Source organism: Microbacterium sp. 10L49 (genome assembly GCF_056395125.1).
Map to the genome: position 1 here is coordinate 681952 of NZ_JBFTIW010000004.1, position 24265 is coordinate 706216.

At 69.1% G+C, this 24265-nt stretch carries 23 protein-coding genes and 1 riboswitch; of the genes, 3 read left to right on the forward strand and 20 right to left on the reverse strand.

Features of this window, described 5'->3' with window-relative positions; translation table 11 throughout:
• The first annotated feature begins 47 nt into the window (after positions 1-47).
• Positions 48-965 carry a LysR substrate-binding domain-containing protein gene (locus AC1DCT_RS16140; protein WP_441977248.1) on the forward strand — a complete coding sequence of 306 codons (918 nt, stop codon included), beginning with the start codon at positions 48-50 and terminating at the stop codon, positions 963-965.
• A gap of 24 nt (positions 966-989) precedes the next feature.
• Here AC1DCT_RS16140 and AC1DCT_RS16145 read toward each other — a convergent pair whose 3' ends face one another.
• From AC1DCT_RS16145 to sdhC, 20 genes are all read right to left on the reverse strand, one after another.
• Positions 990-2930, reverse strand: coding sequence for a primary-amine oxidase (locus tag AC1DCT_RS16145; RefSeq protein WP_477430336.1), 1941 nt, complete (start codon positions 2928-2930; stop codon positions 990-992).
• Positions 2931-3011: 81 nt separating this feature from the next.
• The gene (locus AC1DCT_RS16150) at positions 3012-4544 is read right to left on the reverse strand and encodes an APC family permease (RefSeq protein ID WP_477430337.1); all 1533 of its coding nucleotides are present in this window, start codon (positions 4542-4544) and stop codon (positions 3012-3014) included.
• A 179-nt stretch (positions 4545-4723) separates the two neighbouring features.
• Complete coding sequence (locus AC1DCT_RS16155; protein WP_477430338.1) at positions 4724-6181, reverse strand: MFS transporter; 1458 nt, start codon at positions 6179-6181, stop codon at positions 4724-4726.
• Between the two features lie 182 nt (positions 6182-6363).
• Positions 6364-7416, reverse strand: coding sequence for a hypothetical protein (locus AC1DCT_RS16160; protein WP_477430339.1), 1053 nt, complete (start codon positions 7414-7416; stop codon positions 6364-6366).
• Positions 7403-8014 (reverse strand): RNA polymerase sigma factor, encoded by a 612-nt coding sequence (locus tag AC1DCT_RS16165; RefSeq protein ID WP_477230882.1) that lies wholly within the window; start codon positions 8012-8014, stop codon positions 7403-7405. Before AC1DCT_RS16165 ends, AC1DCT_RS16160 begins: the two co-directional genes overlap by 14 nt.
• Positions 8015-8040: 26 nt before the next feature.
• The gene (locus AC1DCT_RS16170; protein ID WP_477430340.1) at positions 8041-9042 is read right to left on the reverse strand and encodes a hypothetical protein; all 1002 of its coding nucleotides are present in this window, start codon (positions 9040-9042) and stop codon (positions 8041-8043) included.
• A gap of 154 nt (positions 9043-9196) precedes the next feature.
• Complete coding sequence (locus AC1DCT_RS16175) at positions 9197-9553, reverse strand: Fe-S protein (protein ID WP_477430341.1); 357 nt, start codon at positions 9551-9553, stop codon at positions 9197-9199.
• Positions 9554-9666: 113 nt separating this feature from the next.
• The gene (gene ribH / locus AC1DCT_RS16180) at positions 9667-10140 is read right to left on the reverse strand and encodes a 6,7-dimethyl-8-ribityllumazine synthase (protein WP_440733357.1); all 474 of its coding nucleotides are present in this window, start codon (positions 10138-10140) and stop codon (positions 9667-9669) included.
• Positions 10137-11426 (reverse strand): GTP cyclohydrolase II, encoded by a 1290-nt coding sequence (ribA, locus tag AC1DCT_RS16185; protein WP_440733356.1) that lies wholly within the window; start codon positions 11424-11426, stop codon positions 10137-10139. The genes ribH and ribA overlap by 4 nt, the downstream gene beginning before the upstream one ends.
• Positions 11423-12103, reverse strand: a complete 681-nt coding sequence (locus AC1DCT_RS16190; protein ID WP_441977241.1) for a riboflavin synthase — start codon at positions 12101-12103, stop codon at positions 11423-11425. Before AC1DCT_RS16190 ends, ribA begins: the two co-directional genes overlap by 4 nt.
• Positions 12103-13200, reverse strand: coding sequence for a bifunctional diaminohydroxyphosphoribosylaminopyrimidine deaminase/5-amino-6-(5-phosphoribosylamino)uracil reductase RibD (gene ribD, locus AC1DCT_RS16195; RefSeq protein ID WP_477430342.1), 1098 nt, complete (start codon positions 13198-13200; stop codon positions 12103-12105). The genes AC1DCT_RS16190 and ribD overlap by 1 nt, the downstream gene beginning before the upstream one ends.
• Before the next feature lie 53 nt (positions 13201-13253).
• Positions 13254-13403, reverse strand: a riboswitch (FMN riboswitch).
• Between the two features lie 81 nt (positions 13404-13484).
• Entirely contained in the window at positions 13485-14360 is an 876-nt protein-coding gene (locus tag AC1DCT_RS16200) for an Fpg/Nei family DNA glycosylase (protein ID WP_477430343.1), read from the reverse strand.
• 79 nt (positions 14361-14439) lie between these two features.
• A complete protein-coding gene (locus tag AC1DCT_RS16205; protein WP_477430344.1) occupies positions 14440-15009 on the reverse strand; it encodes a GNAT family N-acetyltransferase in 570 nt (189 codons plus the stop codon).
• A gap of 9 nt (positions 15010-15018) precedes the next feature.
• Entirely contained in the window at positions 15019-16029 is a 1011-nt protein-coding gene (gene trpS / locus AC1DCT_RS16210; RefSeq protein WP_477430345.1) for a tryptophan--tRNA ligase, read from the reverse strand.
• Positions 16030-16114: 85 nt separating this feature from the next.
• A complete protein-coding gene (locus AC1DCT_RS16215) occupies positions 16115-17008 on the reverse strand; it encodes an exodeoxyribonuclease III (RefSeq protein WP_440733349.1) in 894 nt (297 codons plus the stop codon).
• A gap of 10 nt (positions 17009-17018) precedes the next feature.
• A complete protein-coding gene (locus AC1DCT_RS16220; RefSeq protein ID WP_441977235.1) occupies positions 17019-18236 on the reverse strand; it encodes a YihY/virulence factor BrkB family protein in 1218 nt (405 codons plus the stop codon).
• A 222-nt stretch (positions 18237-18458) separates the two neighbouring features.
• Positions 18459-19229, reverse strand: a complete 771-nt coding sequence (locus tag AC1DCT_RS16225) for a succinate dehydrogenase iron-sulfur subunit (RefSeq protein WP_440733347.1) — start codon at positions 19227-19229, stop codon at positions 18459-18461.
• On the reverse strand, positions 19229-21055 hold the full coding sequence (gene sdhA, locus AC1DCT_RS16230) for a succinate dehydrogenase flavoprotein subunit (RefSeq protein WP_440733346.1): 1827 nt from the start codon (positions 21053-21055) through the stop codon (positions 19229-19231). Before sdhA ends, AC1DCT_RS16225 begins: the two co-directional genes overlap by 1 nt.
• 69 nt (positions 21056-21124) lie before the next feature.
• Positions 21125-21580 (reverse strand): succinate dehydrogenase hydrophobic membrane anchor subunit, encoded by a 456-nt coding sequence (locus AC1DCT_RS16235; protein WP_477430346.1) that lies wholly within the window; start codon positions 21578-21580, stop codon positions 21125-21127.
• Positions 21580-22014 carry a succinate dehydrogenase, cytochrome b556 subunit gene (gene sdhC / locus AC1DCT_RS16240; RefSeq protein ID WP_440733344.1) on the reverse strand — a complete coding sequence of 145 codons (435 nt, stop codon included), beginning with the start codon at positions 22012-22014 and terminating at the stop codon, positions 21580-21582. Before sdhC ends, AC1DCT_RS16235 begins: the two co-directional genes overlap by 1 nt.
• Positions 22015-22195: 181 nt before the next feature.
• On the opposite strand from sdhC, the gene AC1DCT_RS16245 reads away from it, so the two are divergent.
• Positions 22196-23011, forward strand: coding sequence for an aldo/keto reductase (locus AC1DCT_RS16245; protein ID WP_441977234.1), 816 nt, complete (start codon positions 22196-22198; stop codon positions 23009-23011).
• 36 nt (positions 23012-23047) lie between these two features.
• Positions 23048-24163, forward strand: a complete 1116-nt coding sequence (locus tag AC1DCT_RS16250) for a mannose-1-phosphate guanylyltransferase (protein WP_477430347.1) — start codon at positions 23048-23050, stop codon at positions 24161-24163.
• Positions 24164-24265: the final 102 nt, after the last annotated feature.

Sequence of the window (24265 nt, forward strand, 5' to 3'; positions counted from 1 at the left end):
TTCACAGATTCGAAGACCTGCATCTGATCTATTGATACTCTTTCGCCATGGCCAGACTGCAGAGCGCCGACATGACCCTCGTCCAGCTGAGGTACTTCGTCACGGCGGCGACGCATCGCTCGATGACCGAGGCATCGATCGACCTGCACGTCGCTCAGTCCGCCGTGTCGACCGCGATCGCGCAGCTCGAGCGCTCGCTCGGCGTGCAGTTGTTCGTGCGGCAGCGCAGCAAGGGGCTCGCGCTGACGGAGGCAGGGGAGCAGCTGCTGCATGACGCGCAGTCGGTGCTCGCCCAGGTCGAGGAGATGACCGACACCGTCCGCGGACATCACCACCAGGTGCGCGGCACGCTGCGGCTGGCGTGCTTCGTCACGCTCGCGCCGTTCGTGCTGCCACGACTGATCTCCCGCGTCGAGCAGGAGCACCCGGAGCTGCGGATCGAGATCATCGAGGCCGACATGGAGGGCACCACCGACCTGCTGCTGTCCGGCGCGGTCGAGGGCGGGATCGTCTATGACTTCGGCCGGGTGCACGACCTTGCGTTCGATCCGCTGTTCTCCGCGCCGCCGCACGTGATCCTCGCGGCCGATCATCCTCTCGCGACGCGTGAGGAGGTCGCGCTCACCGAACTCGCCGACTCCGAGCTGGTGCTGCTGGATCTGGCGCAGTCGCGCGAGTACTTCCTGGGGATGCTGGAGGGCGCGGGCGTGATTCCGCGAGTGCGGTACAGCTCGCACAGCTACGAGACCGTGCGCTCCCTGGTCGCCCGCGGGCACGGCTACTCGATACTGAACCAGGTGCCGCTCGCGCCGCTCACGTACGACGGGGGAGAGTTGCGGGCGCTCCGGATCGCGGGGGATGCGCCTGCCCTCGAGGTGTGCTTCGCCCGCGTGGCGCGGGTGCGGCCGACGGCCAGGACGCGCGCCGTGGCAGCCCTGGCCCGCGAGCTCTTCGGCACAGCGTGAGGCTCGCGGGCTGAGGTTCGTCCGTCAGCAGTGGCACTCGCCCTCGGCGCAGTGCGCGCAGGCGTGGCCGCTCGGCGACGGCGGCACGTCGAGCGCCGGGTTCTGGTCGAAGAAGCCGGTCGGCTTGAGCGTGAAGCCGGTGTAGTCCACCGGCATGATCGGCCAGTCCTCGGTGCGCGGGAAGTGCGTCAGGCCGAAGCTGTGCCAGAGCACGATGTCCTCGCCGTCGATCCCGCGGTCCGCCTTCTGGTACTCCGGGAGGCCGGGGGATCCGACGCTCTGGTTCACGAAGTCGCCGGCGGGGTAGCGCTCGCCCTCCGCGTAGCGGGTGACCCAGAGGTGCTCGGTCGCGAAGGCCGCGCGCTTGCTGATCGAGGATCCGTCGGCCGCCGCCAGGGTCGGCTGACCCTCGGGGAACAGCGTGTACGCGACGGGCTCGCCGACGTGGTTGTGCTTCTCGGTGTTGACGATCTCCCACACTCGGCCGAGCGATCCGTCCGCGCGCAGGCGCCCCTCGGACTCTCGCCCGATCACGCGACGGGAGCGGCTGAACGCATTGCCGTGCGGGTTGCCCTCGCCCTGCGGAACGCGCTTCAGGTCGAGCTCGTGCACGGCGTTGCTCTCGCCGTCGACCGACATGTCGAGCCGCGCGCAGAACAGGTGCTGGTGGAACGGTGCGGCGAGGCCCGGCGCGATCTGAGATGCGTACGGGTAGCCCTCGCCGGGGTAGCGCGCGGTGAACACGATGCCCGTTGCCTTGGCCTCGAACTGGATCGTGCCGTCCAGGTAGAAGTACCAGTAGAAGCCATAGTCGTAGTTGCCGACGGTCGTGAAGAAGCTCACCACGAGGCGACGCTGCCGCCGCGAGGAGCGGTGCTGCGCCCACTCGTCGGTGTGCTTCCAGAGCAGGCCGAAGTCCTCCTCATGGACGCAGATGCCCTGGGAGATCTCCCGCGGGTTGCCGAAGTCGTCCGCGACGACGGGGGAGAGGTAGGTGATCTCGCCGAGGCAGTCGCAGCCGAGCTCGAGCGAGTTCGCGTCGCGTCCGACGAGGTACTCGCCGGTGTCGAAGTAGTTCTGCCAGGAGCGGTAGGGAGCCGGATCTCCGTAGGGAACGACCATCTCGGCGATCGAGGCGCGCTCGACGATGGAGCGGCGCACACCGTGGTCGTCGAAGCCGATCTGGCCGAGGATCAGTCCCTCGCGGGCGTCGAAGCCCACGTGCAGGTCCCACTTCTGCCAGCGCAGCACGTTGCCCTCGAGCGTGAAGCTCGGCCCCTCGGGCTGCACGATGTGCAGCGGCTTGAGGTCGGTGCGGAGCGCGCCGGTGAGCTCCGGGCTCTCGAAGTTGCCGTTCGTCAGCGGGTCGTCGCTCGGGCCGTCGTCGATGATCCGGACGACTTTGCGCTCGATCATGTCGACGAACGCGACCAGCTGGTCGACCGGGTGGCCCCAGGCGTAGTCGTGCTCGTCGCGCTGCACGAACGCGAGTCCGCGGAGCAGGCGCTTGCCCTCCTCGCCCTCGTAGTCGAAGATGCCCGCGCTCAGCGGCGCGACGCGCACGCCGTCCGGCGTGAGTCCGCGGGAGGCGAGGGCTGCCTGCCAGCCCGGATCGGCTTTCAGGATCCCCTCGATCGCCTCGAACTCCTCGATCAGCACGGGAGCCTGGCCGCTCAGCGCCGGATCGACGTCGACGGCCGAGAGCGTGCTCGCGGTGGCGAGGTCGATCAGAACATCAGTGGTCGCGCCCGTGGCCGTGTCGAGCAGGATCGCGCGCGCCTCGCGCGGAATCGCTCCGCCGGCGCGGAGCGCGGCCTTGGCCGGCTCGTGGAGTGAGAGGTACGCAACCCGCACGGTCTCGCCGAGGCGGCCCTCGGCGACCAGGTGGTCGCGCGCCGCGGTGATCTCGGCGGCGCTGAGCGGATCCAGCGGGTGTGCCGGCGGGGTGTTCAGAGGGGTGCTCACGGTATCTCCTTCGGGGCGAGCCGCGGCGGGCTCGGGGCGACGGTTCTGGTCTGCGGGGGTCGGCGCGTCCGACCTCTTCGGTCAGGCTTCGCGGGCCTGGGCGGCGACGGATTCGAGATCAGCCGCGGATGCGGTGGCCGGGTCCTCGGGAGCGTATCCGGGGCGGCGCCGCTCGTACAGGTAGCCGACGACGGCGAGCACGGTGATCACGACGAGGGTGCCGATCGTGAAGGTCTCGAACGTGCCGCGGTCCACACCCCAGGTGTCGACGAAGTCGTACTTCACGCCGAGCACTCCCTCGAGGGTGCCGGGGAACACGGCGACCCAGGAGCCGAGCACGACCCAGGCGTAGATCACGACCGTGCAGACCCACAGCCCCGCACGTCCGCCCGGGACGCGGAACGGACGATGCACGTCCGGGTACTTCTTCCGCAGCGCGATGACGGTCGGGAAGATCACCAGGTAGGACAGCAGCAGCGTCGAGATCGCGACCGTCAGCACGACCGTGAAGACGTCGGCGCTGCCGCCCTTCAGCAACAGGGTCGCGGCGACGCAGAAGACGGTCGCGATGATGCCGGAGAGCAGATTCATCCGCACCGGGGTGCCGAGGCGCGGGGAGAACTTCCCGAAGTAGCGGAAGAACGCGCCGTCGGCGCCGGCCGCGGCCTGCACCCGATCGGAGGCGATCATCCAGGCGCTGGCCTGGGTCAGCACGACGAACACGAACAGCAGCGCGGCGATGAACATCAGCGGTCCGGACGCGGCGCCGTAGACGGTGAAGACCTCCTTGAACGCGTCCAGCAGGCCGCTCGCACCCTGCACCTTCTCGGCGGGCAGCACCGCGAGGATCGCAAAGATCGGCACGAGGTAGCACAGGATCGAGACCAGGCCCGAGGTGGCGACGGCACGGGGGACGTCCTTCTGCGGGTCGCGCATCTCCTCGGCGGCGCCGTTCGGGGCCTCGAAGCCGACGACGGCGAACAGGATCACGGGCGTAACGGCGAGGAAGCCGCCGACGGTGGGGGAGAAGTCGCCCACCGCGTAGCCGTGCACGCCGTTCTTCGCCGCGTAGACGACCACCGTGACGACGAAGATCACGAGCAGCGCGACCTTGACGATGCCGCCCGCGGCGACGATGTGCTTGCCGTACTGCAGGCCGACGATCGCGGTCGCGATCGCGATCCAGATGAACGCGACCTTGAACAGCAGGTCGACCGGCGATCCGTCCGGGAGCGGGGAGATGTAGGCGTTCCAGGTCGCGGCGGAGATGAACACGAGCGACCCGCCCATCCACAGCGGGTTGGTGATCCAGTAGAACATCGTCGAGATCGCCGCGGCGAGCTTGCCGTACGCGAGGCGCACCCACACGAAGGGGCCGCCCTCCTCGTGGAAGGCGCTGCCGAGCTCGGCGACCACGAGCGCGTACGGCAGCAGGAACGTGATGCCGATCACGAGGGTCCAGGTGAACGCCTCCGCGCCGCCGCCGGCCGCGATCTGCGCGACGGTGTCGATCGCGATGATCGCGCTGATCGACAGCAGGACGATGTCCAGTCGCCCCAGCGTCTTTCGGAAGTTCTGGGTGCGAATCGCGGATGTGGCGATCTCAACGCTCATCGGGGACTCCTCTGTCCGAGCCATGGCTGGTCCTCGCTGCCCCGATCGCGGGATGCGACAGGAGCCCTTTTCGGGTAGTGGTCTCAGTCAAGCGGGTGGATTCGAATCACGCCAATACACAGATACGCGGCGCTGCATCAAGGGAAATGATGCAACGCCGCGCTCTGACGGGTGCCGGATCAGGGCAGGGTGGGCACGCCCAGATCGTCCTCGTAGGCGTGATCCTTGGTCTCGGGGATCAGGATCAGCGCGATGAGGGTGAGCACCGCCATCGACGACAGGTAGATGCCGACCAGGACGGGCGAGCCGTCCGCGAGCTGCCACAGCCACACCGCGATGAGCGGGGCCACGGCGGCGCCGAGGATGGACGACACGTTGTACGCGACCGCCGAGCCCGTGTAGCGCACGTTGGTGGGGAACAGCTCGGGCAGCAAGGCGCCCATCGGGCCGAATGTCGTGCCCATGAGCAGGAAGCCGAGGATCAGGAACGACTGGGTCAGCATTACGGCGAACGGCTCGCCGGCGTGCTGTCCGAGGAACAGCGGGAACGTGAAGCCGAACAGGATGATCGCGATCGTCGTCCAGATCAGTAGTTTGCGGCGGCCGATCCGATCGGCCCAGGGGCCGGAGAGCAGTGTGAAGATTCCGAAGAAGACGACGCCTATGATCTGCATCACCACGAAGTCGGTGTAGCCGAAGCCCTGGCCGGGGTAGAACTGCGCCGCGAACGCGGCGGGGTCGAACGGGGCGCCCTTCGCCTCTGCGGCCTTCTGTGCCGCGGCGGACGCGATCTCCACCGACCACGGCTTGGTGCCGAACGAGAGGGTGAAGTTCGTCATCAGGTAGAACAGCACATACGTGGCGAGCATCACGAAGGTGCCGAGGATGAGGTGCTTCCAGTGGTGGCGGAACACCGTGGCGAGCGGCAGCTTGCGGATCGTGCCCTTGTCCTCGGCGCGCTTGAAGGTCTCGGACTCCACGAGCTTGAGACGCACCCACAGCCCGATGATCACCATCACGGCGGAGAACAGGAACGGCACGCGCCAGGCCCAGCTGAGGAACGCCTCCGACTTCAGCGTCGGGTCGGAGGCGTGCGGCAGCAGCGCATTGATGGTCAGGAACAGGCCGTTCGCGATGATGAAGCCGAGCGGGGCGCCGAGCTGGGGGAAGGATCCGTACCAGGCGCGCTTTCCCTCGGGGGCGTTCTCGGTGGCGACCAGCGCCGCCCCCGACCACTCGCCGCCCAGCGCGAAGCCCTGCGCCAGGCGCAGGATCAGCAGCAGCAGCGCCGCCCACCAGTTGATCTGCTGAAACGTCGGCAGCAGGCCGATGAGGAAGGTGGCGATGCCCATCGTGAGCAGAGAGGCGACGAGGGTGGCTTTGCGTCCGTACCGATCGCCGAAGTGGCCGAACACCATCGCGCCGATCGGGCGAGCGATCATCGCCGCACCGAACACGCCGAATGACGCGAGCAACGCGGTCGTGTCGTTCCCGGTCGGGAAGAACAGGATCGGGAAGACGAGCACCGCGGCGGTCGCGTAGACGTAGAAGTCGTAGAACTCGATCGTCGTGCCGATGAGGCTCGCGAGGATCACCCGCGATCGGGGGTTGGCGGGTGCGGTCGTGGCGGTGCTCATGCAGTCCTCCGGTCGGTGCGTCGAATGCGCTTGCCGTGTACCCCAGACGTGCGGCGAGCACCGGGGAGTCTACGCCCGGCATTCAGCGAATCCACAGGTGGACACGCGAGCACGGCGGAGTGTGACGGCGACACGCGTCGGATCCGGTCGGGTCCCCTCCGACCGGATCGGAGATGCGCCTGTCAGTGCGACAGCCAGGCCTTGTATTCGATCACCGATCCGGGCGCGACCTTCAGCTTCATCGTGGACCCGCCCGCGTAGATGGTGTCGGCGGCGATGATCTCGTGCGTCGACGTGTCGAGCACCAGAGTCGCGGTGAACTGCGGTCGCTTCGTCGAGGCGATCTTCAGAGCGATTCCCGGGCGGCCGAGTCGGTCCGTCACCGAACCCAGCACGCTGACACCGCCCGCGTCGCGCACCAGTTGCAGCGCCGCGGCCTGCTGCGCCGGGCTCAGCGCCCAGCTGTCCCGGATCGAGCTCACGACACCCCAGATCGCGAGCGCGTCGGCGCTCCCGGACGGCCCGACCCGATCCTCGATGTAGGCCCTCAGGCCCGCCGCGTCAGAGGGAGGTTCGGCGAAGAAGAGGTTGGAACTGTGATGCCCGGTGCCCGGCAGGGGCGAACCCTCCTTCGGAGCTTCCCCGGCGGGCGGGACGATCGTGCCGTCCTTCGTGACGGAGTAAGGCGCGCCGGTCCGCGACTCGAGATGGCCGGTGCCATCCGCATCCCACACCCATTCCTGCCACTCCGGCACGATCACCGGATCGGGCTTGCCATCGTCGCGCATCGCCCAGCGCACCACCAGGGCGTCGCGCGTAGCGGTGCGTTCCTGTGCCGCTTGCAGCGCGGCGATCGACGTCGCGAGCACCTCGTCCGCGGTCTGGGTGATCGGCTGCGCCACGAGCGCGGGCGGCGTGACCGCGTAAGCGGGCGCAGCGGTCAGCGGTCCGATGGCGAGCCCGATCGCGAGGACGGCGGCGAGCGCCGGGACCGCCCACGCGGCGCGCAGCGCGATCCGGAGGGGAAGGGAAGCACGGGCGCGCCGGCGCAGTGCCGCGACACGGTCGCCGATGGTTGCCCGCCGCGGCGAGCCCGTGGGAGACGTCTGGGTGGCGTCCTCGAGCATCAGACGCAGGCGGGCCCAGTCCGCGGCGGTCGGCTCGAGGCCGATCGGCGTCGATGCAGGATCCGCCTCGCGGATCAGTATTTCGAGCAGGTCGTCAGTCAGCGGCATACGTCATCACCCCTTCCCCGGGCGTCGGTGCGGATGGTCTTCGGTCGGATCCGGGATCCCGATCCAACCGTGGCGGGGGAACCGCCGCGGGCTCCTGCAGGAGGATCCGCAGGGCCGCCCGTGCGCGGCTCAGCCGCTTCCAGGCAGTCGCCGTGCGACAGCCGACGACCTCGGCGATCTCGTCGGCGCTGAGGCCGTCCCAGTAGTGGAGCTCGAGCACCTCGCGGTCGCCGCGGCGCAACAGGGACAGCGCGTGGCGCAGCTCCAGGTGCGCGAGGTCGTCGCTCGGCCGTGCCGCGGTGGCGAGATCCCGCAGGCCCTCGCGCTCGCGGTCGCGCTTGCGATACGCGTCGCCGACGAGGTTTCGTGCGGTCTGCAGCAACCAGGGCCGGCGGTACGGCTCGCGCTCGTCGAACCGTCGCCAGGCGATCTCGAAGCAGTCCATCGTCAGTTCTCTGGCGTGTTCGCGGTCGTCGACGCGTCGTTCGACATAGCGCAGCACCGCTGTGTGGTGCTCGGCGAAGAGCGCCTCGAAGGCGGCCCGACGCGCGACGGCCGGGGTTCCCGGAGGAACTGCGCCCGGAGGATTCGCATGCATGTTTGGGAGTTCCCGTCGGATCCGGATCAGTGCAGCGGCGGGTTGTCGGCGATGATCTGCCGGGCCTGGGCGATAAGCGCGTCACCCTCGGTCTTCATCTTTCGAAGTTGGTCAGCATGGTTGCGGACGACCTCGACATTGGCGTTCCACATCGCGTCGTAGACTGCCTTGGTCCATCCGCTGGACTCGCGGCAGGTCGCATCCGCGATGGCAAGATCGAACTCCGCGGGCGTCGGCGCGGGCCGCTCCGAATCCGGATCCGCTTCGGTGTCGCCCCAGGTGCCACCGTCCATCCGCGGCGGCCTCGTCGGCTGCGGCGTGTACAGCCCGATCTCCTCGCCGAGCTTCTGTGTAGGCATCGCGTCGCCCTCGCCATATGGCGCCGAGATGTCGACCTGATACCCGGCATCGGCGAGACACCGCTTCCATGTCGCACCGGACTTCCGCACAGCCGAATCTTGATTGATGCCCTTCTCCGCCTCGCTGCGCCACATGTTGAAGGTGTTGTAGATGTCACCGGCCTTCGTATCGTCGAAAACCTTCCGGCTGCTAGCGAGACAGGCATGGAAGACCGGCTCGAACCCGGGCTGGGATTCCGCGATCCGATTCAGTTTCGTAAAGTTCTTGCGGCCGTCGGGCAGCCAGACCCCCGGCATGTAGTTGGCCCGATACCCGTACTGCCTTGCAACGTCCACGGTGAGTGCGGGGAACGAGGACAAGTTCTTCGGGAACGCGAGATAACTCGCGTCATCGGTCGGCTCGACGGGAATCGGCCATGTGAAACCCTCCATGGTCATGCACGTCTCCATCTGCCGGTTCGATGCGTAGTTCGGCAGGTGGTCGAGCGTGGGCGATGTGAACTGATCGGTCGGCATCACCCAGTGCGTGATGTCCTTCTCCGGGAGATCGGGCACCGGCCCGTTCGCGCTCGCGGGGGGCGTCGCGCACCCCGCGATCGGCGCGACCAGCGCGGCGACGGCGAGGACGGTGATCGTGCGGCGGTGACGCTTCGTCGCGATTCGGGTCATGCGGAGCCCTCTCTTCCCGAGCCGTTCTCGACTCTCACCGTAGAGGTTGGTCCGCGGGCCGGATCCTGACATCGCGGATCCGGAAACGCGAGAACGCGGGACCCGACGGCTCGGATCCCGCGTTCTCGATGGCTGTCAGGAGGTCAGCGCGGCGTCACCAGATGGCGGCGATACCGGCGTTCGCGGCGGTCAGGATGCCGACGAGCCAGAACATCGCCGGCGGGACGGCCTGGCCGCGCTTCTGCCGGGCCGAGCCGATGCCGATCAACGCGCCGATGATCAGCAGGATCACGAGCTTGGTGCCGATCTTGGCGTAGTTCATGCCCACGCCCTCGGGCAGTCCCCACGGGGCGGCGAGCACGAGCCCGGCGACGCCGGCGATCGCGAGACCGGTGTTCATCAGGCCGGTCATCTGCTTCTTGCCGCCGAAGGCCTGCACGGCCCATGCGCCGAACAGCGTCGCGAAGCCGATCAGATGGACGAACAGCACGATGTGGCGCAGGGTTTCCATGACCTCAGGCTAGGCCTGGGATCGCTCCGGCACCAGGAAGGCGCACCTCATCGCGCGTTCAGCCAGAGCAGTCGTCCGAGTGTGGATGCCGTGGGCGTTCCGTGTCGCGGCGATCAGCCCCGCAACGACCGGATGACCTGAGCGGTGCGCAAGGCGGCGTCGGCCGCCTCTGCGCCCTTGTCCTCCTTCGAGTCCTCGAGGCCGGCACGCTCCAGACCCTGCTGCTCATCGTCCAGCGTCAGCACGCCGAAGCCGACGGGCTTGCCGGCGTCGAGCGCGACCCGAGTGAGGCCATCGGTGGTGGCCGCCGAGACGTACTCGAAGTGCGGGGTGCCGCCGCGGATGATCACGCCGAGCGCGACCACCGCGTCCGCACCGCCCGCGAAGGCGGCCTGCGCGGCCACGGCCAGTTCGAATGAGCCGGGGACGCGCACCAGACGGTGGTTCGCCCCTGTCTCCTCGAGCACGCGCTGGGCACCCGCGATGAGGCCGTCCGTGATCGTCTCGTGCCAGGTGCCGGCGACGATCACGACATTGAGCCCGGTCGCGTCGATTCCGCCGGTGGTGGGTGCTCCTGCGCCGCTCATTCGTCGTCCCTTCCGTTCTCCGCACCATTGGCGGCCAGGGCGGCGGCGAGCTCGGACTCGCCGATGATGTGGCCCATGCGGTCGCGCTTGGTCTCGAGGTACTGGTGGTTGTTGGGGCCGACTCCGACGATCAGCGGCACCTGCTCGATGACATCGAGCCCCAGTTCGCGCAGCTGCGCGACCTTGTCCGTGTTGTTCGTCAGAAGGCGCACCTTCCTCACACCGAGGTCGGTGAGGATCCCGGCCGCCGCGGCGTAGTCGCGGGCGTCGGCGGGGAGGCCCAGCGCGAGGTTGGCATCGACCGTGTCGAGGCCCTCCTCCTGCAGGGCGTACGCGCGCAGCTTGTTGATCAGGCCGATGCCGCGTCCCTCGTGGCCTCGCATGTAGATGACGATGCCACCCTCCTGCTCGATCGCGTCGAGGGCCGCCTCCAGCTGCGGGCCGCATTCGCACTTGAGGGATCCGAACGCCTCGCCCGTCAGGCACTCCGAGTGCACCCGCACCAGCGCCGTCTCCGTCGGCTCGCCCGAGACGACCGCGATGTGGTCGGTGCCGGTGATGCGGTCCTTGTAGGCGAGGAAACGGAACACGCCGTGCGTCGTGGGCACGGTGGCGTCGGCGCGCAGGCTCACCCGGCGACGGGTGTTGTTGGCGACGCAGTCGGCCTCGTCCCGTGGGTCGACCTCGTTGAGATGCGCGATCAGCTGCTCGATCGTGATCACGGGGATCCCGTCGCGCTCGCCGAGCTCCATCAGTCCGGGCAGACGCATCATGCTGCCGTCCTCGGCGACGACCTCAGCGATCGCGCCGACCGGGCGCAGACCGGCCAGCCGCATCAGCTCGACGGCCGCCTCGGTGTGTCCGCCGCGCTGGCGCACCCCGCCGTCGACCGCACGCAGGGGCAGCACGTGCCCCGGACGGATGAGGTCGTTCGGCAGGGACGCCGCGTCGGCCAGCACGTTCAAAGTGCGGGCACGGTCGGCGGCGCTGATGCCGGTGGTGACGCCGGAGGCTGCGTCGACGCTGATCGTGTACGCGGTGCTGCGCGCGTCCTCGTTGGCCTCGACCATCGGGGGCAGGTTCAGCGCGTCGGCGATGTCGGCGGGCATGGGTGCGCACAGGTACCCGGAGGTCCAGCGCACGGTCCATGCGATCCACTCGGGGGTCGCGAGCTCGGCCGAGAGGATGACGTCGCCTTCGTTCTCGCGGTTCTCGTCATCCGCGACGAGCACGGGGCGGCCGGCGCGGAGCGACTCCAGCGCCTCGGCGATCGTGGAAAGGCTCATCGCGAGCCTCCTTCCGGTGTGGCGGCGCGGTCGGCGCCGGCGTCTGCGGCACGGAACGCGAGCAGCCGCTCGACGTGCCGGGCGAGGATGTCGGTCTCCAGGTTCACCCGGTCGCCGACGGCGCGGGATCCGAGCGTGGTCGCCGCGAGGGTCTCGGGGATGAGCGAAACCTCGAACCAGTCCTGTGGGGTTGAATCGGTCCCTGAGCCTGTCGAAGGGGGCTCGCTGACTGCGCTCACGGTCAGCGATGTGCCGTCGACCGAGATGGATCCCTTGTCCACGACGAGCGGGGCGAGGTCGTGCGGCAGCGAGATGCGCAGCACGCTCCACTGTGCACCGGGCCGCACCTCGAGCACTTCACCGACGCCGTCGACGTGGCCCTGCACGATGTGGCCGCCGAGGCGGGCGCCGACCGGCATCGCCTTCTCGATGTTCACCCGCGTGCCCACCGTCGCGCTGCCGATCGCGGCGACATCGAGCGTCTGCTTCATGACGTCGGTGTCGAAGGTGTCGGAGGTGGATCCGACCACGGTGAGGCACACGCCGCTCACGGCGATGGACTCGCCGTGCACCGCGTCGGACGCGGCCTTCGGGGCGCGCACGGTCAGGCGCCAGCCGTCGCCGGCGGGCGTGATCGCAGTGATCTCGCCGATCTCCTCGATGATTCCGGTGAACATCAGGCTTCTCCTTCGCTCCGGGAGGGGTCGTTCCGGGAGGTGTTCTCGTCTGCGGGGACGGCGTTCACCGTCGCGTCGTTTTCGGCGGCGGCCGGCCGGGCGATCGCCAGCAGATCCGGGCCGAGCGGCAGCCACTCATCGACGACCAGGCGCCGGGCTTCACCGATCGAGGACACGCCGATGTCGCCGAGGGCCAGCTTCGGTCCGCCGATCAGCACGGGGGCCAGGTAGGCCAGGACCTCGTCCATCAGCCCTTCGGCGAGGAACGCACTGGCCAGGGTCGGCCCGCCTTCCACGAAGACGCGCTGGATCCCACGATCGCGGAGATCCGCGAGGATCGTGGTGAGGTCGTGCTCGGTGTAGAACAGCGGCGCGTGCGGATGGCGGCGCACGGCGGCCTCGGCGGGAGTCTCCCTCGCGCCGATGACCACGGGGACGGGCTGGCGGGGGAGCAGGGCATCGCCGTCGCGGGCGGTGAGGGCAGGGTCGTCGGCCAGCACCGTGCCGGTGCCCACGATGATCGCGTCGGCCGCGGCACGACGGCGGTGCACGTCGGCGCGGGCCGCGGGGCCGGTGATCCATTGGCTGGATCCGTCCGCCGCGGCGGCGCGGCCGTCCAGGCTCTGCGCCCACTTCACCGTCACATGCGGACGGCCGAGGCGCTGCACCGTGAGCCAGTCGCCGATCAGAGCCTCGGCGGCGTCGGCCTGCTCACCGGCGACGACGTCGAGGCCGGCGGCGCGCATCCGCTCCGCGCCGCCGCCGGATCGCACGCCAGGATCGTCGAGCGCGTAGACGACGCGGGCCACGCCGGCGTCGATGAGTGCCTGGGCGCACGGACCGGTGCGGCCGGTGTGATTGCACGGTTCGAGCGTCACCACGGCGGTCGCGCCGCGGAGCTGGGCCGGTGCGAGCTTCGAGAGCGCATCGACCTCGGCGTGCGGGGTTCCCGCACCACGGTGCCAGCCCTCGGCGAGCACGTCGCCGGTGGGGGAGAGGATCACGGCGCCGACCTGCGGGTTCAGCCCGCGCGGTCCGCGGCGCGCGATCTCGAGCGCGTGCGTCATCGCCGCCCGCTCCGCCGCTGTCGCCGTCATGTCGCCTTCTTCATCCTGGTCCAGATCACCGGGGTCGGGGCGCACGTCGATCGTGCGTGCTGCCTCTCATCCGGACTCGCGAGCCTTCGCTCGCATCACCGTCGGTCCCGGAATTGCACCGGATCGGCCTCGGATCCGTGTCGGATCCTCGGTTCGCGGACTGTCACCGCCGGTTCGGATTCTCACCGACCCCGGAGCACGTTGTGTTGCTCTCAGCTTAGTCAACGCGCGGATGCCGGTTTCATTCCGGCGGATGCATCTGTGACTCCCCATGTCGTTCCGGCTCACTTCAGCAGCCGCGACAGCCGACGGTCCGCGAGCACCTTGCCGCCGGTCTGGCAGGTGGGGCAGTACTCCAGCGATCTGTCGGCGAAGAACACACTGCGCACCGTGTCGCCGCACACCGGGCAGGGTTCCCCCCTGCGGGCGTGCACCTGCATCCCTCGTCGTTTCGCGTCCTTGAGTTCGGCGGGCGGCTTGCCGCTCGCCTCTGCCACGGCCTCACGCAACGTCGACTGCATCGCGTCGTACAGTCCGGTGACCTCTGCCTTGTCAAGACCGCCGGCGGGCGCGTACGGCGACATCCGAGCAACATGCAGGATCTCGTCCGAGTAGGCGTTGCCGATGCCGCCGATCACCGCCTGGTCCCGCAACAGGCCCTTGATCTGCGTGCGCCGGCCCTCGAGCAGCGCCGCGAAGACGTCGCGGGTGAAGGACGGATCCAACGGATCAGGCCCCAGTCGTGCGATGCCGGGAACGTCGGCCGGATCGCGGACGACGTACACGGCAAGGGACTTCTTCGTGCCCGCCTCGGTGAGGTCGAAGCCGCTGCCGTCGTCGAACGCGATCCGCAACGCGATCGGCGACTTGCCCGGGCGGATCAGCGTGGTGGGGAGGGCGTCGTACCAGCGCAGCCATCCGGCCTTGGCGAGGTGGAAGACGAGGTGCAGGTGCGGTTCGGTGTCGCTCTTCAGCGTCAGATCCACGAATTTTCCGTGGCGTGCTGCACCGTCGATCTGTGACCCCGCCAGTGCGGTCACGGGCGGGTCGAAGGTCTTCAGCGCCGCGATCGCCGACACCGAGGCGCGGGTGATGGTGAGCCCGACCGCGCGCTCCGCGAGGAAGTCGACCAGCCCCTGCACCTCAGGCATCTCCGGCATGGGATCATCCTGCCACCCCGGTGCGACATCGGGGGCAGGGCGGTCCGGATGACGGTCGCCGACGCGCTCAGGGGAGGGCTCAGCCGAGGTCGATCGGCCAGTCCACGGGAGCGCGGTCGTCGGTGCGCAGCAGTGCGCCGCTCCATCCATCGTCCCGCCCTCGCGGCCCCGGCAGCCCCTGCCGCAGGAGGCCTTCGTAGCGGAACCCGAGCGCCCGGGCGCTCCGCGCCGACGGCACGTTGCCGACCACGGCGCGCCACCGGATGCGGGCGAGACCCAGCTCGGCGAATCCCCAGTCGATCACGGCGCGGGCGGCCTCGGTGAGGTATCCGCGTCCGCGCGCAGGCGCGGCCACCCAGTAGCCGAGCTCGGCGTCGCCGCCCGTCGGGTGCTCGACGATGTGATGCAGTCCGATCGATGCGATCAGCGTGCCGTCGGCGTATGCCGCCCACACCGTCTGGGATCCGTCCTCCCACCACTCGCCGACGAGCCGGACGTAGTCTTCGGCGTCCGCGCGACCGTAGGGGCTCGGCACAGTGGTCCAGCGCGGGATCTCCGGGTCCTGGCACGCCTCCGAGATCGCGTCGACGTCGGCGGAAGTCGGGGCGCGCAGCACCAGTCGCTCCGTACGGAGGGTCACCGGGCGCATCCGTGTCGCCTAGAGGGCGATGCGGCGGAGCAGGCCGACCTTGTCGTACACCTGGGCGAGGGTCCGGTCGGCGACTTCGTCGGCGCGGGCGGCGTTGGCGGCGAGGATCCGGTCCAGCTCGGCGGGATCCGCGAGCAGCTCGTTCGCGCGGTCGCGCACCGGGCCGAACTCGTTCACGACGACCTCGGCGAGCCCCTTCTTGAAGTCGCCATAGCCGCGGCCCGCGTACTCGTCCTCGATGGACGCGATCTGACGGCCGGTGAGGGCTGCGTAGATCGTCAGCAGGTTGGAGACGCCGGGCTTGTCCTCGCGGTCGTACCGGACGGATCCTTCGTTGTCGGTCACGGCGCGCATGATCTTCTTCGCCGACTTGGCCGGGTCGTCCAGCAGCCACAGCACGCCGGCGTCCGACTCGGCCGACTTCGACATCTTCGAGGTGGGGCTCTGCAGGTCGTAGATGCGCGCGGTGTCCTTCTGGATCACCGGGATCGGCACCACGAACGTCTCGCCGTAGCGCGCGTTGAACCGCTCCGCGAGGTCGCGGGTCAGCTCGACGTGCTGCTTCTGATCGTCGCCCACCGGCACGACATCCGTCTGGTAGAGCAGGATGTCGGCGGCCATCAGCACCGGGTACGTGAACAGGCCTACCGAGGTCGCGTCGGTGCCGTACCGTGCCGACTTGTCCTTGAACTGGGTCATGCGACCGGCCTCGCCGAACCCGGTAATGGTCGACAGGATCCACGCGAGCTCGGCATGCGCGCGCACATGCGACTGCACGTACAGCGTCGACTTCGACGGCTCGATCCCCGCCGCGATGTACTGGGCGGCGGTGCGGCGGGTCTTCTCCCGGAGCTCCGCCGGGTCGTTCGGCTGGGTCAGCGCGTGCAGGTCGACCACGGAGAAGAACGCGTCGTAGGAGTTCTGCAGGTCCCGCCACTGCAGCAGCGCCCCGATGTAGTTGCCGGCCTGGAGGGAGTCGGCGGAGGGCTGCATTCCGGAGTAGAGGCGGGGTTTCGTCACAGAACAATCCTATGGGGACGGGATCGAGCGCCCGACCGTGCGTTCGGAGCCTCGACCACAGCGCGGCGACGCACCGGGCGGCAGCTCAGTACGTGTAGTCGACGATGACCGGAGTGTGGTCGCTCCAGCGCTCGGCGTAGGTGGCGGCGCGCGCGACGCGGTAGTTCGTCGCCCGTGCCGCGAGAGGTGCCGTGGCGAGGTGGTAGTCGATGCGCCAGCCGGAGTCGTTGTCGAAGGCCTGGCCGCGCATGGTCCACCAGGTGTACGGGCCGGCGACCTCGCCCGCAGCGACGCGTCCCACATCGACCCAGCCGAGGCCCTTGCCGTCGCCCTCTGCCACGAAGGGGCGCGTGTCGCTGAGCTGGCCCACCATTCCCCGGCCGATGCCCTCCTGACCGATCGCAGGTTCCCCCGCGGCGCCGAGGAAACGGTCGAAGTACGCACGCTCGCGCGCGAGGAAGCCGGCCTTCTTGACGTTGCCCTTCCAGTTCAGGATGTCGAGGGGCCGATGCCCGACGTTGAGATCGCCCGTGACGAGCGAGAGGGCGTCGTCTGCACCCAGCTCGCCCATGCGCGTGGTCATCGCGTCGAGGAACTTCCACTTCTCGTCCTGCTTGGGGGTGTCCGCCTCACCGCTGTGCACGTAGGCGCTGACGACCGTGAGCGGGACGCCACCGAGATCGAAGTCGGCCTCGAGCCAGCGGCCCTTCGAGTCGAAATCCTCGGGTCCGAGCGCAGTCCGCGATGCGGTCGCCGGGATCCGGCTGAGCACGGCGACGCCGGCGCGGCCCTTCGCCGTGGCTTCGTCGTGCAGGATCGACCAGCCGGGGAACGCCTGCTCCAGGTGCTCGTCCTGCGCGCGCACCTCCTGCAGGGTGAGGACATCGACGTCGGCGGCGTCGAGCCAGCCATGCATTCCGTTGCGGACCGCGGCGCGGATCCCGTTGACGTTGACCGTGGCGATACGCAGGTGGGGCATGGTCTCCAGCCTAACGAGCGCCTCCGACATCGGGTTCCGGTCCGGTTGCGGTGAGCGCGCGCAGGCGCCGCGCCACCAGGGTCTCCGCGCGGGCGGCGCGCTCCGCCTCGGCCTCGGCGTGACGGCGGGTGGCGAGCGCCAGATCGTCCTCGGCGTCCTGCAGCGCGCGGGCCGCGCGTCGGCGCCGGTACCACGGAGCGGCGTGCAGCACCGCTGTCGCCTCGCGCACGCGGATCGCGGCGTCGGCCTGCGCATCCGCCAGCTCCGCGACGCGGAGCGCGAACTCGTCCTCCGGCACCAGCGCCTGATCACGGTCCGATGCGGACACCGCGATCCAGGCGGCGGCGACGAGGATCACGATGGCGACGAGGCGGAACCACAGCAGGAAGCCGACGATGACCGAGAATGTGGCCAGCAGCGGGTTCGTGGGGGAGTAGAGGAAGAGGAGCCCGGCGCCGGCCTGCAGCACCGCCAGCGCCGCACCGCCCAGAATCGCGCCCGGCCAGATCGTGCGCCACGGCAGCCTGGTTCCGGTGAGGAAGCGCACCAGCATCGCGAGTGCCGCGGCGTTCACGCCGAAGGACAGCAGCAGCGAACCCGCCTGGCTGACCACGTTCACCCATATCGACGCATCGCCCGCGCCGAGGAGCTGCAGGATCCGCCGCAGCGCGCCGGTGCCGATCACGCCGAGCGCGGCCGCGAGCACCTGGGCCAGGCCGAACAGCAGCGCCGCGACCAGGTCTCGCGCCTTCAGCAGCACGTAGTTGCGTCCGTCGAACGGCAGCCCGAAGATGTCGCGCACCGCCCGGCGGGCGAAGGTGACGAATCCGATCGCGGTCCACAGTGCGACGATCAGGGCTGCCCCTCCGGTCGCGAGCAGCACGCTCGCGTTCTCGGTGGCTATGTCGGCGACCGCGTCAGGGGTGGCGAGGCCGTTCTCGCTGATGAGGTGAGGGATCGCGCCGTTGATCAGATCGATCATGCGCGCGATGGCCTCATCGCTGGCGCCGAGCCAGAGTCCCACGATCGCGAACGCGGTGTACAGCACCGCGAACATCGTGAACAGCGACTGATAGCTCAGACTGGCGGCCAGCAGGAAGCCGTTGTTCTGCAGGAAGTGCCGCCACACCCGGATCGGGAAGGCGCGCATCGTGCGTCGGGTGATCTCGGCGGCTCGGCCGATCGGCGCTTCGAGACGCGCGCGCAGATCGGGCCCGGAATCCACCACGCTCTCACCCTATCGACTACGTTCACGGAGCGATGTCTGCTCCCGCTCGAGGGTTTCGGCGACGAACGTCGCTCCCCGAAGGTATGGATGCACCCGCCGACACGACGACGGCCGCCTCGCGGATGCGGGCCGCCACGCACTCACCCTAGCGACCGGCTGACACGCGAAGAGGCGCCACCCGCAAGGGGTGGCGCCTCTTCGACAGGCTCGGGGGCCGGCGGATCAAGGACGGCCGCGCAGGACCGCCTGCTTGACCTCGGCGATCGCCTTGGTGACCTCGATGCCGCGGGGGCATGCCTCGGTGCAGTTGAAGGTTGTGCGGCAGCGCCACACGCCCTCCTTGTCGTTGAGGATGTCGAGGCGCACGTCGGCGGCGTCGTCGCGGGAGTCGAAGATGAAGCGGTGCGCGTTCACGATCGCGGCCGGGCCGAAGTACTGCCCGTCGGTCCAGAACACGGGGCACGACGAGGTGCACGCGGCGCACAGGATGCACTTGGTGGTGTCGTCGAAGATCGCGCGGTCGGCGATCGACTGCACGCGCTCCTTGCCCTTCTCCGGCTCGCTGGTCGCGAGCAGGAACGGCTTCACCTCGCGGTACGCCGCGAAGAACGGATCCATGTCGACGACGAGGTCCTTCTCCAGCGGCAGGCCCTTGATCGCCTCGACGTAGATCGGCTTGGAGATGTCCAGGTCCTTGATCAGCGTCTTGCAGGCGAGGCGGTTGCGGCCGTTGATGCGCATCGCGTCGGATCCGCAGATGCCGTGCGCACAGGAGCGGCGGAACGTGAGGGATCCGTCGACCTCCCACTTGATCTTGTGCAGCGCGTCGAGCACGCGGTCGGTGGAGTACAGCTCCACGTCGTAGTCGACCCAGTGCGGCTCGCTGTCGACCTCGGGGTCGAAGCGGCGGATGTTGAACGTGACGAGGAAGGACTGCACGCCCGTGTCTTCGACGACGGCCTCTGCGGCGGTTTCCGTGGCGACGGCGGACATCAGTACTTCCTCTCCATCGGCGGGTAGTTCAACTCGCCCTGCTCGTTCTTGGTGAACACGACCGGCTTCCAGTCGAGCTTGATGTGGTCGCTCGGCGTCGACGAGTGCGGGTCGCCGGTCAGGTACGCCATCGTGTGCTGCATGTAGTTCTCGTCATCGCGCTTCGGGAAGTCGTCGCGCATGTGACCGCCGCGGCTCTCCTCGCGGTTCTGCGCGGCGTAGACGACGACCTCGGCGATGTCGAGGAGGAAGCCCAGCTCGACGGCCTCCAGCAGGTCGGTGTTGAACCGGCTGCCCTTGTCGTCGACGTGCACGTTCTTGTAGCGCTCGCGGAGCTCGGCGATCACGCCGAGCACGTGCTCGAGGGACTCGTGCGTGCGGAACACCTGCGCGCCCTTGTCCATCTCCTCCTGGAGCTTCTTGCGCAGGACTGCGATGCGCTCGGTGCCGGCGTTGTTGCGCAGGCCCTCGAGCATCTCCTTGACCGCGGTCTCCGGGGCCTCGGGGAGGGGCAGGAAGTCGGCGGTCTTGACGTACTCGACGGCGTTGCGTCCGCTGCGCTTGCCGAACACGTTGATGTCGAGCAGGGAGTTCGTGCCGAGGCGGTTCGCGCCGTGCACCGACACGCACGCGCACTCGCCGGCCGCGTACAGGCCCGGGACGATCGTGTCGTTGTCGGCGAGCACCTCGCCGTTGTTGTTGGTCGGGATGCCGCCCATGGCGTAGTGCGCCGTCGGCATCACGGGGACCGGCTCGACGACCGGGTCGACGCCGAGGTAGGTGCGCGCGAACTCCGTGATGTCGGGGAGCTTCGTCTCCAGGACCTCGGCACCGAGGTGCGTGCAGTCCAGCAGCACGTAGTCCTTGTGCGGGCCGGCGCCGCGGCCCTCCGCGACCTCCTGCACCATGCAGCGGGCGACGATGTCGCGCGGCGCGAGGTCCTTGATCGTGGGGGCGTAGCGCTCCATGAAGCGCTCGCCCGAGGCATTGCGCAGGATCGCGCCTTCACCGCGCGCGCCCTCGGTGAGCAGGATGCCGAGGCCGGCCAGGCCGGTCGGGTGGAACTGGAAGAACTCCAGGTCCTCGAGCGGCAGGCCCTTGCGCCACACGATCCCGACGCCGTCGCCGGTCAGGGTATGCGCGTTCGAGGTGGTCTTGAAGATCTTGCCGAAGCCGCCGGTCGCGAAGATCACGGCCTTGGCGTGGAAGACGTGCAGCTCGCCCGTGGACAGGTCGTAGGCGACGACGCCGGCGATGCCGGTCTTGCCCGCCTCGTCCTTCACCGTGATGAGGTCGAGCACGTAGAACTCGTTGAAGAAGTTGATGCCGAGCTTCACGCAGTTCTGGAACAGCGTCTGCAGGATCATGTGGCCGGTGCGGTCGGCGGCGTAGCAGGCCCGGCGCACGGGCGTCTTGCCGTGCTCGGCCGTGTGTCCGCCGAAGCGGCGCTGGTCGATCTTGCCCTCGGGCGTCCGGTTGAACGGCAGGCCCATGTTCTCGAGGTCGATGACTGCGTCGATGGCCTCCTTGGCGAGGATCTCCGCCGCGTCCTGGTCGACGAGGTAGTCGCCGCCCTTGACGGTGTCGAAGGTGTGCCACTCCCAGCTGTCCTCCTCGACGTTCGCGAGCGCCGCGGCCATGCCGCCCTGCGCCGCTCCCGTGTGGGAGCGGGTCGGGTAGAGCTTCGAGATCACCGCGGTCTTCGCGCCGGGGCCGGCCTCGATCGCCGCCCGCATGCCGGCGCCGCCGGCGCCGACGATCACGATGTCGAACTGATGGTGGTGCACGCCGTTCTTGACGACGGAATCCTGGGTCTCAGTGGTCACTGGTTCTGCCTATTCTCTGAGCTTGGTCGCCGCTGCCGCGGGGGAGCTGGTCTCGCCGTGGTCGCCGGGCTATTTGCCCAGCGCCTTGCAGGTGTCCCACATGGCGCCGCTCTCGAACACGCCGTTGCAGGGGTCGAAGGTGAACACGACGAGGGTGCCGAGCAGGACGAGGAGGGCGGTGGCCAGGCCGAGCACGACCAGCAGGGTCTTGCGGATGCCCGTGTGGCCGACGTAGTCGTTCACGACGGTGCGCATGCCGTTGGCGCCGTGGATGAGGGCCAGCCACAGCATCAGCACGTCCCACCACTGCCAGAACGGCGTGGCGTACTTGCCGGCGACGAAGGCGAAGTCCAGCGCGTGGATGCCCTCGCCGAGCATGAGGTTGACGAAGAGGTGGCCGAAGATCAGCACGACGAGCATGACGCCCGAGACGCGCATGTAGATCCAGCCCCACTTCTCGAGGTTGACGCCCTTGCTGCGGCGCGGGGCCGCCATGTGCTGGGTGGTGAAGACGTCCGCGGCCATCAGCTCGCACCTCCCACGTGAGAGAACACGTTGATCAGGTGGCGCGGCACGAAGCCGGCCAGCAGCACCAGCCAGAGGCCGATCACGACCCAGAACATCTGCTTCTGGTACTGGGCGCCCTTCGACCACACGTCGATGAGGATGATCCGCAGCCCGTTCAGCGCGTGGAAAACGATCGCGGCGACGAGCACAGTCTCGCCGAGCCCCATGATCGGGTTCTTGTACGTGCCGAGGACCGCGTCGTATGCCTCCGGCGAGACCCGGATGAGCGACGTGTCGAGCACGTGCACCAGGAGGAAGAAGAAGATGGAGATTCCGGTGATGCGATGCAGAACCCAGGACCACATGCCCTCGCGACCCCGGTAGAGGGTGCCGCGCGGCGTCTTGGACGTGGTTTCCGCAATCGAAGGTGTCAAGCGCGTGCTTGCGGACACAGTCGTCCTCCCTGATCGATAGCGAAGGATCGCGGCGCGCAGGCGTCCGATCCCCCTCATCCTATTCCTGTCAGATGGCTGGGAGCGACGAAGGCGACCCTTAGCGATCATGCGGTTCTGCGATCGGAACCATGCATGGATGCGATCGTGGGCACGGCGACCGACGTCCTACCGTGAGGGCATGAGCATTCGCTTCCCGAACGGCGCCATCGTCCCGAGCATCGGCATCGGCACCTGGAACGTCGGCGACGATCCGGCGCGACGGGACGAGGAGATCGCGGCGATCCAGGTGGGGCTCGACGCCGGTCTGCGCGTCGTCGACACGGCGGAGATGTATGGATCCGGCCGCTCCGAACGACGGGTGGGGGAGGCGATCCGCGGGCGGCGCGACGACGCGTTCCTGGTGAGCAAGGTGCTCCCGCATCACGCCGACGCGGCCGGGATCCGTCGAGCGGCGCACGACAGCCTCGCCCGGCTCGGCACCGACCGGCTCGACCTGTACCTGCTGCACTGGCGCGGGCCGGTGCCGCTCGAGGAGACCGTCGCCGCGTTCGAGGACCTGCGCGACGCCGGCGACATCCTGGACTGGGGCGTGAGCAACCTGGATCCGGACGACCTCGCCGAGCTTCCCGCGGGAGCCGCGACCGATCAGATCCTCTACAACCCGTCCCGCCGCGGGCCCGAGCTCGATCTGCTCCCGTTGCTGCGCCGCCGCGGGATTCCGGCGATGGCGTACTCGCCGCTCGAGCAGGCGCGTGTGCTCGGCGATCCCGTGCTCGCGGAGCTGGCTTCATCGATCGGGCTGACGGTGGCGCAACTGGTGCTCGCCTGGGTGATCCGCTCCGGAGACGTGCTGGCGATACCCAAGGCGGGCGACGTCGCGCACGCGCGGGACAACGCCGCGGCAATCGATGTCGAGCTGCCTGCGGAGGTGCTCTCGGCGATCGATGCACGCTTCCCCGCCCCTGCCCGTCCGGTGCCGCTGGAGATGCTCTGAGCAGGTGGCGACGGGGCCCTCGCTACGCTGGATCCCATGCGCGAGCCGATCCCTGACTTCTACGCCGTCATCCCCGCCGGAGGCATCGGGAGCCGGCTGTGGCCACTGTCCCGGGCCGATGCGCCGAAGTTCCTGCACGATCTGACCGGATCCGGACAGTCGCTGCTGCGCGACACCTGGGACCGGCTGGAGCCGCTGACCGGCCCCGACCGGATCGCGGTGGTGACCGGGCGCGCGCACCGCGCTGCGGTGGAGGCGCAACTGCCGGGCATCGCCGACAAGAACGTGTTCCTGGAGTCTGAGCCGCGCGAGTCGGCGGCGGCGATCGGGCTCGCGGCAGCGATTCTGCACCGACGCGACCCAGATGTGATCATCGGATCCTTCAGCGCGGATCATGTCATCCGCGGCACCCGCGTGTTCGAGTTCGCCGTGCGTGACGCCGTCGAGGTCGCGCGAGAGGGGTACATCGTCACGATCGGCATCACGCCGACAGAGCCGGCGGTCGGCTTCGGTTACATCAAGCAGGGGACGGAGCTCGAGATCGAGGGTGCGCGAGAGGCCGCCCTGGTGGAGCGGTTCGTGGAGAAGCCCGACCTCGCCACGGCAAGGAAGTACGTCGCCGACCGCAGCTACCTCTGGAACGCGGGCATGTTCATCGCAAGGGCCGACGTGCTTCTGGCGGAGATCGAACTGCACCAGCCCGCCCTGTACGCCGGTCTCATGGAGCTCGCCGAGGCGTGGGACGACCGGGAGCGACGCGGACCCGCGGTGGATCGGGTGTGGCCGGCGCTGCCGAAGATCGCGATCGACTACGCGGTCGCCGAGCCGGCGGCCGAGCGCGGCCGGCTGGCCGTGGTGCCGGGCCACTTCGATTGGGACGACGTGGGGGACTTCGCCTCGCTCACCAAGCTCATCCTTAACGGCCGCAAGAACGATCTCGCCGTGCTCGGCGCTTCCGCCCGAGTGCTGTCGGACGCGGCGAGCGGGATCCTGGTCAGCCAGACGTCGCGGGTGATCAGCCTGGTCGGCGTTCAGGACATCGTGGTGGTGGACACCCCGGACGCGCTGCTCGTGACGACCATCGAGCACGCGCAGCGGGTGAAAGGCGTGGTCGAGTCGCTCAAGCTCACCGGGCGCGGCGACGTGCTCTGAGGCCCCCGCGATCATCCGCAGATGCGCACGGGCCTGCACGAAAGCGGGGATGACCCGGGTGCTCTGCTCATATGAGCATGGACGAGCGCATGTGATCTCATG